General features: G+C 50.9%; 12 protein-coding genes. 5 read left to right on the forward strand and 7 right to left on the reverse strand.

Annotated features, from left to right (window positions below; translation table 11 throughout):
* Positions 1-131 precede the first annotated feature (131 nt).
* From iolE to iolD, 3 genes are all read right to left on the reverse strand, one after another.
* Complete coding sequence (gene iolE, locus F3J40_RS22165; RefSeq protein WP_167018124.1) at positions 132-1,028, reverse strand: myo-inosose-2 dehydratase; 897 nt, start codon at positions 1,026-1,028, stop codon at positions 132-134.
* Positions 1,029-1,093: 65 nt separating this feature from the next.
* The gene (gene iolG, locus F3J40_RS22170; protein ID WP_167018126.1) at positions 1,094-2,110 is read right to left on the reverse strand and encodes a bifunctional inositol 2-dehydrogenase/D-chiro-inositol 1-dehydrogenase; all 1,017 of its coding nucleotides are present in this window, start codon (positions 2,108-2,110) and stop codon (positions 1,094-1,096) included.
* 68 nt (positions 2,111-2,178) lie between these two features.
* Positions 2,179-4,116, reverse strand: a complete 1,938-nt coding sequence (iolD, locus tag F3J40_RS22175) for a 3D-(3,5/4)-trihydroxycyclohexane-1,2-dione acylhydrolase (decyclizing) (RefSeq protein ID WP_167018128.1) — start codon at positions 4,114-4,116, stop codon at positions 2,179-2,181.
* Positions 4,117-4,661: 545 nt separating this feature from the next.
* Here iolD and F3J40_RS22180 point away from each other — a divergent pair.
* A complete protein-coding gene (locus F3J40_RS22180; protein ID WP_167018130.1) occupies positions 4,662-6,575 on the forward strand; it encodes a bifunctional 5-dehydro-2-deoxygluconokinase/5-dehydro-2-deoxyphosphogluconate aldolase in 1,914 nt (637 codons plus the stop codon).
* On the opposite strand, the gene F3J40_RS22185 is transcribed toward F3J40_RS22180, so the two are convergent.
* Positions 6,572-7,966 (reverse strand): heavy metal sensor histidine kinase, encoded by a 1,395-nt coding sequence (locus tag F3J40_RS22185; protein WP_167018132.1) that lies wholly within the window; start codon positions 7,964-7,966, stop codon positions 6,572-6,574. The genes F3J40_RS22180 and F3J40_RS22185 overlap by 4 nt on opposite strands.
* Positions 7,959-8,639 (reverse strand): response regulator transcription factor HprR, encoded by a 681-nt coding sequence (hprR, locus tag F3J40_RS22190; RefSeq protein ID WP_167018134.1) that lies wholly within the window; start codon positions 8,637-8,639, stop codon positions 7,959-7,961. Before hprR ends, F3J40_RS22185 begins: the two co-directional genes overlap by 8 nt.
* 116 nt (positions 8,640-8,755) lie before the next feature.
* On the opposite strand from hprR, the gene uraH reads away from it, so the two are divergent.
* The 4 genes from uraH to F3J40_RS22210 all read left to right on the forward strand — a co-directional run bounded on the left by uraH (position 8,756) and on the right by F3J40_RS22210 (position 11,006).
* On the forward strand, positions 8,756-9,166 hold the full coding sequence (gene uraH, locus F3J40_RS22195) for a hydroxyisourate hydrolase (protein ID WP_167018136.1): 411 nt from the start codon (positions 8,756-8,758) through the stop codon (positions 9,164-9,166).
* A 6-nt stretch (positions 9,167-9,172) separates the two neighbouring features.
* Positions 9,173-9,391, forward strand: a complete 219-nt coding sequence (locus tag F3J40_RS22200) for a YdgH/BhsA/McbA family protein (protein WP_167018139.1) — start codon at positions 9,173-9,175, stop codon at positions 9,389-9,391.
* 17 nt (positions 9,392-9,408) lie between these two features.
* Positions 9,409-9,891: a GlcG/HbpS family heme-binding protein gene (locus F3J40_RS22205; protein ID WP_167018141.1), complete on the forward strand. Its 483-nt coding sequence runs from the start codon at positions 9,409-9,411 to the stop codon at positions 9,889-9,891.
* A 260-nt stretch (positions 9,892-10,151) separates the two neighbouring features.
* Positions 10,152-11,006: a MurR/RpiR family transcriptional regulator gene (locus F3J40_RS22210; protein WP_017349672.1), complete on the forward strand. Its 855-nt coding sequence runs from the start codon at positions 10,152-10,154 to the stop codon at positions 11,004-11,006.
* Positions 11,007-11,352: 346 nt separating this feature from the next.
* Here the strand turns inward: F3J40_RS22210 and F3J40_RS24755 are convergent, their stop codons facing one another.
* Together F3J40_RS24755 and F3J40_RS22220 are read right to left on the reverse strand one after the other, a co-directional pair.
* Positions 11,353-11,784: a hypothetical protein gene (locus F3J40_RS24755; RefSeq protein ID WP_017349671.1), complete on the reverse strand. Its 432-nt coding sequence runs from the start codon at positions 11,782-11,784 to the stop codon at positions 11,353-11,355.
* 1 nt (position 11,785) lies between these two features.
* A partial coding sequence (locus F3J40_RS22220; RefSeq protein ID WP_205297485.1) for an RHS repeat-associated core domain-containing protein occupies positions 11,786-12,771 on the reverse strand: 986 nt, incomplete at its 5' end.

The following is a 12,771-nucleotide window of genomic DNA, read 5'->3' on the forward strand; positions in this document are numbered from 1 at the left end:
CCTCCTGCCCGGCCTTCGGAAAGGGGGCAAGCAAGTGCCATCATCAATCTCTGAGCTTTAATACGGCTGGCTAACCGATCCCCTCTCCCTTTTAAGGGAGAGGGTCAGGGTGAGGGTTGGGTTAAACGCGCTTACAGACCGGTATTATCGCGAATGTACTTACGCGCTTTCACCGCATACTCAAACGGATTCGCCAGAGCGGGATCTTGTTCGGCTTCCACCACCATCCAGCCTTTGTAGCCGAAATCATCCAGGATTTTAAACACCGGACGGAAATCAATCACGCCATCACCGGGAACGGTAAAGGTGCCTTTCTTCACACCATCAAGGAAGGAGAGATGATTCGCGCGCACCTCAGCCACCACCTCATCACGCACATCTTTCAGATGCACATGGAAAATACGCGGCAGATATTTAGTCAGCACATCCAGCATCGCCTGCTGAGAGCCTTCGGAATAGTAGATATGACCGGTGTCATACAGCAGACCCACATTCAGATTGGTCGATTCCATAAAGCGATCAATCTCTGCCGGGGTTTGGATCGCCGTGCCCATGTGGTGATGCAGCGTCACGCGCATCCCTTTTTTCGCCGCGATATCCGCCAGTTCGTTATAGCCTTCCACCGTTAAGCGCCACTCTTCTTCAGTAAAGATCGGCTTCTTGTCCAGCACGGCTAAAGTGGTGCCCTGAATACTCTTGCTCTGCTCAGAACAACCAATCACCCGAGCGCCCATGGCATGCAGGAAATTCATATGCGTGGTGAAGTCCTCAATGGTCTTCTCACGCTCGCCATTGGCAAAGAAAGTACTAAACCAGGCGTTGCAGATCTGAATCCCACGAATATCCAGATACGGCTTCAGCACCGCAGGATCGCGCGGATACTTGCTGCCGACTTCACTACCGGTAAAACCTGCCAGCGCCATTTCACTTACGGTTTGCTGAAAGGTATTTTCACTGCCCAACTCTGGCATGTCATCGTTGGTCCAGCCAATTGGCGCAATCGCCAGCTTCACGTTCTCTTTGTTCATCTTTATCATCCCGACTGACAGCTGAGGGCGGCGCTGGCCGCCCGAGAGGAAAACCTGGTAGTGACTTACTTCTTATCGTAGAACGCTGGACGTGGTGGCATTTCAATCGCTTCAATCGCACCGCTAACCTGTGCTTTCAGGCAGGCGTCTGCGGCAACCGAAGCGGCGAAGCCATCCCATGCGGAAGGGCCGGTCAGCACATCCGCTTTCACATCATTAATAAATGCTTGCAACTCAACGTCATAAGCACCGATAAAGCGGTCTTTCCAGTCAGTCAGAATTGGCGTTGCCAGCTGTGCGGCTTTACGCGTCTGAACGGCTGAAGGCTCCGGCAGACGGGCAATGCCCAGCTCGCCCACTACTTCACACTGAATGTCGTAGCCGTAAACGCAGTTAACGAAGATCTCAACGTCAATGCGTACGCCTTTTTGCGTTTCGAACAGTACAATTTGCGGATCTTTCAGCTTCGCATGGCTCTTCGACGTCACACGTGGGAACACCACCTGCACCGTCTTATAATCATCGTTGGTCAGCCAACGCAGCACATCCAGCTCGTGAATCAGCGTATTGGTAATTGCCGCTGGCGTGTCGTAGCTCTCAGGAACGGTAGGGTTACGGTGGGCGCAGTGCAGCATCAGCGGCTCGCCGATATCGCCGTCGGTGATAACTTTTTTCAACGCGCGGTAGCCTGCATCGTAAGGACGCATGAAGCCAACCTGCACCAGGCGTTTACCGTGTTTGATCTCTGCATCCACCACGCGGCGGCAGCCTTCCGCCGACATGGCCAGCGGTTTTTCGCAGAACACATATTTACCCGCCGCGACCGCAGCCAGGGTGAAATCTTCGTGTGTTGGGTCCCATGAGGTGACCAGAATCGCGTCAACGTTGGGAGACTTAATCACGTCATGGCCATCAGCAAAGACTTCGGCTTCGATGTTCAAACGTTGCAGTGCCGCTTTCGCCCCTTCGACATTGATGTCAGAAACGGCAACCACTTTGGCCCCTTGCAGGACGTTGTTACAACGGCGAATATGTTCCTGGCCAATAGCCCCGGTTCCGATAACACCCAGTTTTAAAGTCATAATTACACCTGTAGGATTTGAAAAAAATTTTAAAAGGCTGGCAATCACCAGCCTGGAATTGATACGACTTAGTACTTACGGGCCTCTTCCAGTTTGGCATTCAGCCCATCTGCCACTTCCTGCACACGATCGCTGGTCGATGCCTGAGCCACACCCACATGCCACCAGCTGAAGTACTTGTGAACCATGGTTTTTGGCAGCACTTTGATATCGATCAGGGTGGATACGGTTTGCTTCTGTGCATCTGCCAACGCGGCTTGCAGCTCATCCAGCGTCGTCACGCGATAGGTTTTACAGCCATAACCGGCAGCAATCGCGGCGAAATCCACCGGGATAAAGCCACCATCCAGCTTGCCACCTTCACTGTTACGGAAGCGGAACTCGGTGGTGAAGCTGTTGGAACCATGCTCCATTTGCAGGTTGTTGATACAACCATTGGTCATGTTATCCAGCAGGATGACGTTGATTTTGGCGTGTTCCTGAATAGACGTGACCAGCTCAGAGTGCAGCATCATGAACGAGCCATCGCCCACCAACGCATAGACTTCACGCTGCGGCTCTGCCAGCTTCGCGCCCAGGGCAGCATTCACTTCGTACCCCATGCAGGAGTAGCCATACTCAACGTGGTACGCGTTGTAATCTTTGGTGCGCCACACGCGTTGCAGATCGCCCGGCAAGCTGCCCGCTGCCGCCACAATCACTGCATCCTTTGGGAGCTGTTCATTTAGCGTACCCAGCACGCGGCTCTGCGTCAGAACAGACTGCGTCAGACGATGGAATTCACTGAACACCGCTTCACGGTCGATATGGTCAGCAATTTCCGGGATAAAGCCTTCGCTGTACTCCACGGCGTAAACACGCTGTGTCTCTTTTAGCAGTTTGATTTGCGCCTGCTCGATCTGGCTGCCCCAATGGCTCTCAAAGCCTTTGGCTGCAAGACGTTCGGTCAGCGCGGTCAGGCCTTCACGGGCATCGGCCAGCAGTTGCACGCCATCCAGCTTGTAGCTATCGAAGCTGCTAACGTTAATGTTCAGGTAGCTGACGTCATCGTTTTGGAAAATCCATTTCGATGCGGTGGTGAAATCGGTGTAACGCGTGCCGACGCCAATCACCAGATCGGCCTCTTTCGCCAACAGGTTTGCGGCCAGGCAGCCGGTTTCACCCACGCCGCCCACATTCAGTGGATGGTCTGAAGGGATAGTGCCCTTACCGGCCTGCGTTTCCGCAAACGGGATTTGATAACGTTCAGCGAACTGCAACAGCGCCGCACCGGCTTCGGAGTACTTCACGCCGCCGCCTAATACGATCAGCGGTTTGCGTTTACCCGCGATTAACGTCAGGGCGTCTTGCAACTGCGCTTCTGTTGGCAGACGACGATCCAGACGGTGAACGCGTTTCTGGAAGAAATATTCCGGGAAATCCCAGGCTTCGCCCTGCACATCCTGCGGCAGTGCAATGGTCACCGCGCCGGTTTCGGCCGGATCGGTCAGCACGCGCATGGCATTGATACAGGCGGTCATCAGCTGTTCTGGACGGCTGACGCGGTCCCAGTATTTGCTCACGGCACGGAAGGCATCGTTGGTGCTGATGCTGAGGTCATAGCTTTGTTCGATCTGTTGCAGCACCGGATCGGGCTGGCGTGTGGCGAACACATCGCCTGGCAGCAGCAGTAATGGAATGCGGTTGGCCGTAGCGGTTGCTGCTGCGGTGATCATGTTAGCGGCACCCGGCCCTACAGAAGAGGAACACGCGATGATCTGACGACGCAGAGACTGTTTCGCAAAACCAATCGCGGCATGTGCCATGCCCTGTTCGTTACGGCCCTGGTGCACAACCAGGTCACCGCTGTCTTGTTCCAGCGCCTGACCCAGACCCAGCACGTTGCCATGACCAAAGATGGCGAAGATCCCTTTAACAAACTTCGTTTCAACGCCGTCAACATTAATGTATTGATTATTCAGGAACTTAACCAGTGCCTGTGCGGTGCTCAATCTTACTGTGCCCATTAGCTCTTCCTTTACATGCTGGTACCTGGTGGCAAGGTACAACGCGGTTGACGAAGTGAAACGCCGTGCGGCGACCGCGAATTAAGTGAAACGTGAGGCGATTATAAACAAATATTTTTTTCATAAAACACAATTACAGAAGAAACATTTCATTTTGCGAGAGAGATCAAATTTAGGATTGAAACGGGAGGAACAGCCTATTGGCGGGTGGTAAAACTGGAACGAGTTTTGAAGGCATCAGGTAAAAACGAAATTTCGTTTCATATCGCTATCTTGCCTGTCACGTGGGGGTTTTCCTGAGATCTGACTCACAACCCAGGCATAGAGGGAATCATCCAGGTAAAAAATCTGGATTGCGGTGAGGTTGGATTATTTTACCTGGCTCACAAAATGGTGATGGATGTTTCATTTCATATTGAAATTGGAATTTTTGTTCCCCATACTGTCCACATCGTCACTCAGGCACCCTGAGATCCCGGAAGCAAAGGCCCCTGCCCTGCTGTTGGGCCTGTAGTGTCTGCATATTACAGAAGGAAAGCACAGGTATGAGTACACAGAACAAACAGCTTGATGTGATCTGTATTGGTCGCGTCGCCGTTGATTTCTATGGTCAACAGATTGGCGCCCGACTGGAAGACACCAGCTCGTTTGCCAAATATCTTGGTGGTTCCTCCGGGAACGTCGCCTACGGTACGGCTATCCAGGGGTTAAAATCAGCGATGCTGGCCCGAGTGGGAGACGAACACAATGGCCGCTTCCTGCGTGAAGAGCTGCAACGCGCAGGCTGCAACACCGACTTCCTTATTACCGATAAACATCGCCTGACGGGCATGGTGATCCTCGGCATTAAAGATGAAGACACTTTCCCGCTGATCTTCTACCGCGATAACTGCGCCGATATGGGCCTGGTGCCAGAAGACATCGACGAAGCGTTTATTCAGTCTTCTCGTGCAGTTGCCGTGACCGGTACTCACCTGTCTAACCCGCAAACCCGTGCAGCGGTGTTGAAAGCGCTGGATATTGCGAAGAAAAATGGTCTGCGCACTGCACTGGATATCGACTACCGTCCGGTGCTGTGGGGCTTAACCTCACTGGGCGATGGTGAAACACGTTTCATTGAATCTTCACAGGTGACCCAGTCGCTGAATGAAGTGGTGCATTTCTTCGACTTAATCGTGGGTACAGAAGAAGAGTTCCATATTGCCGGTGGCAGCACCGATACGCTTACCGCGCTGAAAAATGTGCGCAAAGCCAGTAACGCGACGCTGGTGTGCAAACGCGGTGCGCTGGGCTGCGTGGTGTTTGAGGGGGAAGTCCCGAATAGCTGGGATGAAACCAAACTGCACAGCGGCGAGCGCGTTGAAGTACTGAACGTACTGGGCGCAGGCGATGCCTTTATGTCTGGTTTGCTGCGTGGCTGGTTGAATGATGAAGGCTGGGACCAGGCTTGCCGTTATGCCAATGCCTGCGGTGCGCTGGTGGTTTCACGCCACGGCTGCGCGCCGGCGATGCCAACCAAAGAAGAGCTGGATGACTTCCTTGGCCGCCGTGATGCGGTGAAGCGCCCGGATCTCGATGCGCGCCTGTCGCACCTGCACCGCGTAACCACGCGCAAGCAAGAGTGGCCGGAACTGAATATCTTTGCTTTTGACCATCGTAAGCAGTTAGCCGATATGGCCAGAGAAGCAGGTGTGGATGAGAATCTGATCCCACAGCTGAAAGTATTGCTGCTGAAAGGGGCTGAAGAAGCGGCAACCGAAGCAGGCCTCGACGGCAAAAGCGGTATACTCGCGGATACGACTTACGGCCAGAAAGCGCTGAACGCAATCACCGGTAAAGGCTGGTGGATTGGTCGCCCAATTGAGCTGCCAAGCTCACGCCCTCTGCGTCTGGAGCACGGCAACATCGGCTCACAGCTGGTGGACTGGCCGCTGGAACACGTCGTGAAATGCCTGGTGTTCTACCACCCGCACGACAGCGCCGAACTGCGTCAGGAGCAGGATGAACTGTTACTCGACGTCTGGAAAGGCTGTAACAAGAGCGGACATGAATTACTGCTGGAGGTGATCCTGCCGGAGAGCAACCCAGACCGTAACGAAGCCTATTACGAAGAGATGCTTACCCACTTCTACGGCCTGGGCATTCAGCCAGACTGGTGGAAACTGCCACCGCTGTCTGCAACTGCCTGGCAGGGTATTAGCCGCTTGATCGAGAAAAACGATCCCCACTGCCGTGGCATCCTGCTGCTGGGCCTGGACGCACCTGAAGCTGAGCTGAAAACCGGTTTTGCCGCTGCCGCTCAGTCACCGTGGGTGAAAGGATTTGCGGTAGGACGCACCATTTTCGGCCAGCCTTCACGTCAGTGGCTGAATGGCGAATTGAACGATGCCGAGCTGATTGAAACCGTTAAAGGTAACTATCTGCGCCTGATTGGTTACTGGCGCGAAGCACGCGGTTAATGGTCATCGCTGCGGCCCTGTGCCGCAGCGAATTTATCGATACCGATGCGAATAGAGAAACCATTACTTCCTCTGTGATGGACATAGCCAACGCTACCTTTGTGTAGCTCCGCTATCGATTTAACCAACGCCAAACCTAAACCTGTCCCTGCCGTATGTCGTGCATTGTCACCACGCCAGAATCGTTCAAACATCTGATCCCCCGCGATAATCCTCTGACCCGGACTCTCAACCTTAATGCCTGCTTCATATTGGTTTAAGTGGATGCGAACTTTAATCAGGCTTCCTTCGGGAGAATAATTTAAAGCGTTGACCAGTATGTTATCCAGCGCACGTTGGATCAGCAGCCGATCGGCATAAATCACGGCTACGCCAGTGCAGATAAAAGTGTGATTTCGAATCTCAGCCAGTGGCTCCAGGTACTCAAACATCTCATCGACTAACTGGTGTAAATCGAACTGGCTGTTATTTAGCGCTATCTCTCCATGCTGCATACGCGCCAGCAACAGAATTTGCTCAGTTAACCGCGACAGCTTACTCAATTCATCAATATTTTCGGCTAACAGGTGCTGATATTCACTGCTGCTGCGCGTACGCCCCAACGCGACCTGATTCTGCCCGAGTAGAATGTGCAGCGGGGTGCGTATCTCATGCGCTAAATCATCGGCAAACCCGGTCATACGGATAAAATCCTGATTTAATCGCTGGCGCATTGTATTCATCGCGCGTACCAGCGGTTGCAGTTCAATCGGAATATCAGACACATTAAGTGGCTGGTGCAACTGAGAAGACTCTGTGGTAATAGTGAGATTACTCAGTGTATGTAACGATTTCAGGCCACGCTGAATAAATAACGGACTCAGCGTTACCGCAGTAAGAATAGCAAGAAACAAATAGTACAGGCTGCGAACTTTATACTGTTGCAAAACTTCTTCACGTTCAACACCCTGACGCGCAACCGTTAAAAAAACCTCCCCTTGCGGAGTCATCACCTGTAATTTAAGCGCGTGAACTTCAATATTTTTATCGCTGTTCCAGCGATAAATTTGCTCGCGGTTCAGCACGCTCTCTGAAGCGATCAGGGGTAACTCAGGCAACTTTAACGCTGGGTTATTGATGGCTACATTACTTTTTCCCCGTAGCTCAATAAGCAAAACATCCTGACACGTATTCAGCATATGACTAAAGTAGAGTGGAATTTCATCAATATCAGCCCCTAATAGCAGCAGATGCCGTAACTGTGAGGCACGATTAACCAACGTTTGTTCATCCCGCAGGAGCAGCTCAGACTGTAAAGTCTGGTAGAGTGAAATGCTAATAGCCGCGCCGGAAAGAATAATCACCAGACTAAAAATGACCGCCAGTCGGAAAGTCAGTGAAAGATTAATCATTTATTTTCCCGGCAATATTTAACATGTAGCCCATACCACGCACGGTGATAATTAGCTTCACCGAATGATCATCATCGACTTTGCTACGTAGACGCCGAATAGCCACATCGACGATATTAGTTTCATTATCGTAATTAATACCCCAGACCTCGCTTGCAATCAGCGTTCGGGATAAAATTTGCCCATGATGCTGTGCCAGAAGCCAGAGCAAACCAAACTCTTTTCGCGTGAGGCTCAGTGGATGTCCGGCGCGATAAGCCTGTTGCATAGCTGCATCAAGTTGTAAATCTTCCAGCTGTAGCCAGGTCGTGCAAACCCTGTTTTGCCGGAGCTGAACACGAATACGGGCCAGTAACTCAGCGAAAGAGAAGGGTTTTACCAGGTAATCGTTCGCCCCTAACTCCAGGCCCTTTATACGATCCGCAACGCTGTCGCGAGCGGTCAGACAAATGACAGGAACATTTTTTGCGCTGCGTAACACACGCAACAACTGCCATCCGTCCATTCCAGGCAGCATAATATCCAGCATTATCAGGCTGTAATTTTGTTCCATCGCCAGCATTAAACCATCCCGCCCATCACTGATAATATCTACGTTATAACCCTCCTCTTTTAGCCCTTTACTTAGCCACTGCTGGGTTTGCTGGTTATCTTCAATTAACAGAAGCCGCATACTACCTCTCGTTCTCGCCTTCACTGCGGAAGATGACAAAATTGTCATCTTTGCGAAAGGTGATTTTGGAAGCTCTTACTGTAAAAAAGAACCTTCTAACCAATGAGGGCAATAAAATGAAGACTCGTCTTGGAATTATTCTGTTAGCAGGTATCTTGTCTACATCAGCATACGCAGATGAAAAGAAATCTAATATATTAAGCGTTCATGTATTGAACCAGCAGACCGGTGCTCCTGCGCCCGATATTAGCGTTATCCTGGAACAAAAAAGCGCCAGTGGCTGGAAGCAGTTGAACCAGGCCACCACAGACAAAAATGGCAGAATTAGTGCTATGTGGTCAGCCGAAACACCGACAGCCGGTGATTACCGGGTTATTTTCAAAACGGGTGACTATTTCGAAAAACAAAAACTACAAAGCTTCTTCCCTGAAATCCCAGTGGAATTTCGTATTAGTGACGTAAATCAACATTATCATGTCCCTTTATTACTTAGCCAGTACGGTTATGCTACCTACCGTGGGAATTAATGGATCATGATGAAAAAATATATATTACTGGCAGCTGTTTTATTGCCTTTTTCAACGCTGGCTGATGACACCATAAAAAGCCGCACAATAACGGCTGTAGGCTCGACGGTAAACGACGTAACGATGGAACTTGAGAGAAAGGCCCGCGAGTTAAATGCTGAAAATTTTCGTATCGTTTACTTAGGGGGAAATAATTTTCTTTATGGAAGCGCGATTATTGAGTAACAGTCGAAGGTGACTCTATGAAATTAAGTTTAGCCTCTGCTTTTTTGCTGGCCGTCTCTGCTCCAGCACTGGCAGCATCACCCGTTTCACTCTTCGATATGTCATTACCGCTCGCCAGTCAGCTTGCTGAGGAGGTTCGGAGCCAGTGTAAAAGCATCGGGCAATCGGGCGTGGTATCCGTGGTCGATAGAGGTGGGAATCTTGTACTGCTACAGCGTGAGGAAGGCACAGGACCACACAATACCCTGGCAGCACAGCGCAAAGCCTTCACCGCGTTATCCACTAAAACGGCAACCCTCTCTCTGGCAGAGCGGGCCCAACAACAGGAGGATAGTCGTAACCTCAATACCCTGCCTGAGCTGTTGCTGTTAGGAGGGGGTGTTCCTGTCGTGTATCAATCTCAGACGATTGGTGCTGTAGGTGTGGCCGGAATGGGGGGAGCAAAAAACGATCACCAGTGCGCGAAAAATGCGATAGAAAAGATATTAAAAACAAAATGATAAGTTAACACTTGCGCTAAACAACTTGTTTCACTTATGTCATCCTTTACTGGTGCCAGTGGCCTGTGGATAGAATATTAATTTCATTTACCCCCTGCTTCTGGCGCTATTTTTTGGCAAAACGTTAAAAAAGCGCTTTTTGTGAGACGTTTCATAAACTGGTGAAATAAAAGCCACTTTAGCCGCAATGAAATGAAATTTTCCATCCATCTGTTACTATAACGGTCATATTCCAGTCACACTCTCGTGGACAAGCTCAGATGACCAACCCGACTCAACTCTCACTGCTGCAAGACGATATCCGTCGTCGCTATGAAACGCTCAGCAAGCGCCTTAAGCAGGTGGCTCGCTACATTCTTGATAACAGCAATAGCATCGCTTTCGATACGGTTGCCTCTATTGCTCAGCAGGCTGATGTTCCGCCATCTACGCTGATCCGTTTTGCCAATGCCTTTGGTTTCAGCGGTTTCAATGAGATGAAGCAGGTGTTCCGTCAGCACCTGATGGAAGAGACGGTGAACTACACCGAACGTGCGCGTCTGTTCCGCCAGACAGCGACTGACGATAGCGCAACCTCGCCAGAGAACCCGGCGGATATCCTCAACGTGTTCACGATGGTTAACAGCCAGGCATTGCAGCAGTTAGCGATGCAGATCAGCCCAGACCAGCTGAATAAAGCCGTGGAGATGCTTGGTAAGGCAGAAAACATTTATGTGATTGGCCTGCGCCGTTCGTTCAGCGTTGCGTCTTATCTGGTTTATGCCCTGCGCCACCTCGAACGCCGCGCCTTCCTGATTGATGGCCTCGGCGGGATGTTCACAGAACAGCTGAGCCTGGTCAGCCCGAAAGACGTGGTGATCGCGATTAGTTACTCGCCATATGCCAACGAGGCCGTTGAACTGGTTCAGTTGGGCGCACGCCGTGGCGCACATCAGATTGCCATCACCGACAGCCAGGTCAGCCCGTTGGCCGCTTTCAGCGATGTTTGCTTCGTCGTGCGTGAAGCGCAGGTGGATGGTTTCCGCTCTCAGGTTGCCTCACTGTGTCTGGCACAGACGCTGGCCGTGTCTCTGGCACTGAACAATGCCGATGCCCCAACGCTGACAGTACAGTAAACACAAATCGCCAGGATGCACGCTTTGCGTGCGTTCTGCGGTTTTTTGAGGAGTGGATGCTGTCCGCGTCGTAGTACCGGAACCCGTACTAGCCATTTTTCTTTGAGCCGTGTGAGGGGGGGCGTATTATTTCCACCTCTGGCTTTCGCTTTTATCCAGTCAACAAACGACATGTTTCTTGCTGTTTGTTTAGCACTAGTTGCTCTGCAAGACGTCCACCCCAACAGATCCGCCCAGTTAACCGGATCCGGCGCATACGCATATCTATTCAGTCAAACTTAGTGGATTGAAAGAAAGCTAAATAGTTAAAAAGCCGAGGGGTCTAATTCTATCTCGGCTTTTTAAGTTATGGTAATTTTATTTCAGAAAATATCACTCCAATTTCCTTTACATACTTCCTAGGTCCGGGAATCCGAATTTTTGTTACATACTCGAGCAAATCAATCGGTCTTTTCGATAATAAATAATATTCAATCAGATGACCAATAGGGAAGTTTATCTTTGGCGCTAGGTTAATGATATTATCTTTCCCTCCATTAGCTTCTCTATAAGTAACTTGTTTTTTTATAATGTACTTTATTGATTCCGACCTACAATTTAATATAACCCAATTCAAATCATCAAAAGACAGTGAAGCATATTCCAGCCATTTTTCCATAAGGTTAACAACCACATCATAAACCTTTGAATTTCTATCTATCTTTTCCGAAAGAGATTTATCTAAGTCGTTAAGAAAATCCACATAAATATCAGATCGCATAAATTCAATTAAGTTCATTTTAAAACCCCTTATAGTTTCCAATATTTTGTATTATTTCAAGTAACTCGCTACCTACATGCCTGTAGGGATCTTTAGCTGCATGTTCCCAAGGCGTAACTTTCTCAAGGTTATATGGAATATCAACGTGCTTACCATCACGTTGAGGCCAATAGCGATGGTTTAGTTCTAACGATACGTTTCTTATTCTTTCTTCACCCGTTCTAAAATGGAGTTCTTTAACTCGAATTCTTGGAGCAAGACCGAAGCGCATTCTTAACATATTCACTGGTGAATACATGCCCTTTGGTGCTGCTTTAGCTTCTGCTTTCCAGTAATCACGCCTTGCTGAATTCCAGCATTTAAGACCTAATGGATCGACCCAGTTAACTGGATCCGGCGCATACGCATACAGATTCAGACCACCCGCCAGTCCGATTGGATCCGGGCTGATAAAGTGCATGCTGTCTGCGTCGTAGTACCGGAACAGATTGTAGTGCAGCCCGGTTTCACGGTCCAGGTACTGGCCCTGCATCCGCAGGTTGTCTTCCCGCACCGCCGCCGAGTTTATCTCGCCCCACGCCGTGTCTACCCGGCCCCAGGCGTCGTTCACGATGCGCCACACCTCCTCCCCGTTGCTGTCGCTCAGCTGCTCCGGCGTCCCGTCCGGGCGGGTGTGATACCAGTAAATCCGCGTGTACTCCCGCGCCCTGTCCGGCGTGTCGATACGGGCCAGCGGCACGTAGCTGTCCGTGTCGCTGTAAACGTACGTCGTGCTCCCGTCCCGCCGTATCTCCTGCACCAGCCGCAGGCCATCCCACACGAAGCGCACCCGGTAAGACGCCGGCAGCGGCACCACCGGATGCCACGACCGGTTGCGACTGACGTAGTGCACCTGTTTCTCCGTCCGGCGTCCCAGCGCGTCGTAGCGGAACTGCACCACCGTCTGCGGCATCGCCGGGCGGTCCGGCGTCACCGTGACTTTCGCCAGCCGGTGCTCCCCGTTCC

It is taken from the genome of Candidatus Pantoea multigeneris (assembly GCF_011752615.1).
Lineage (GTDB): Bacteria > Pseudomonadota > Gammaproteobacteria > Enterobacterales > Enterobacteriaceae > Pantoea > Pantoea multigeneris.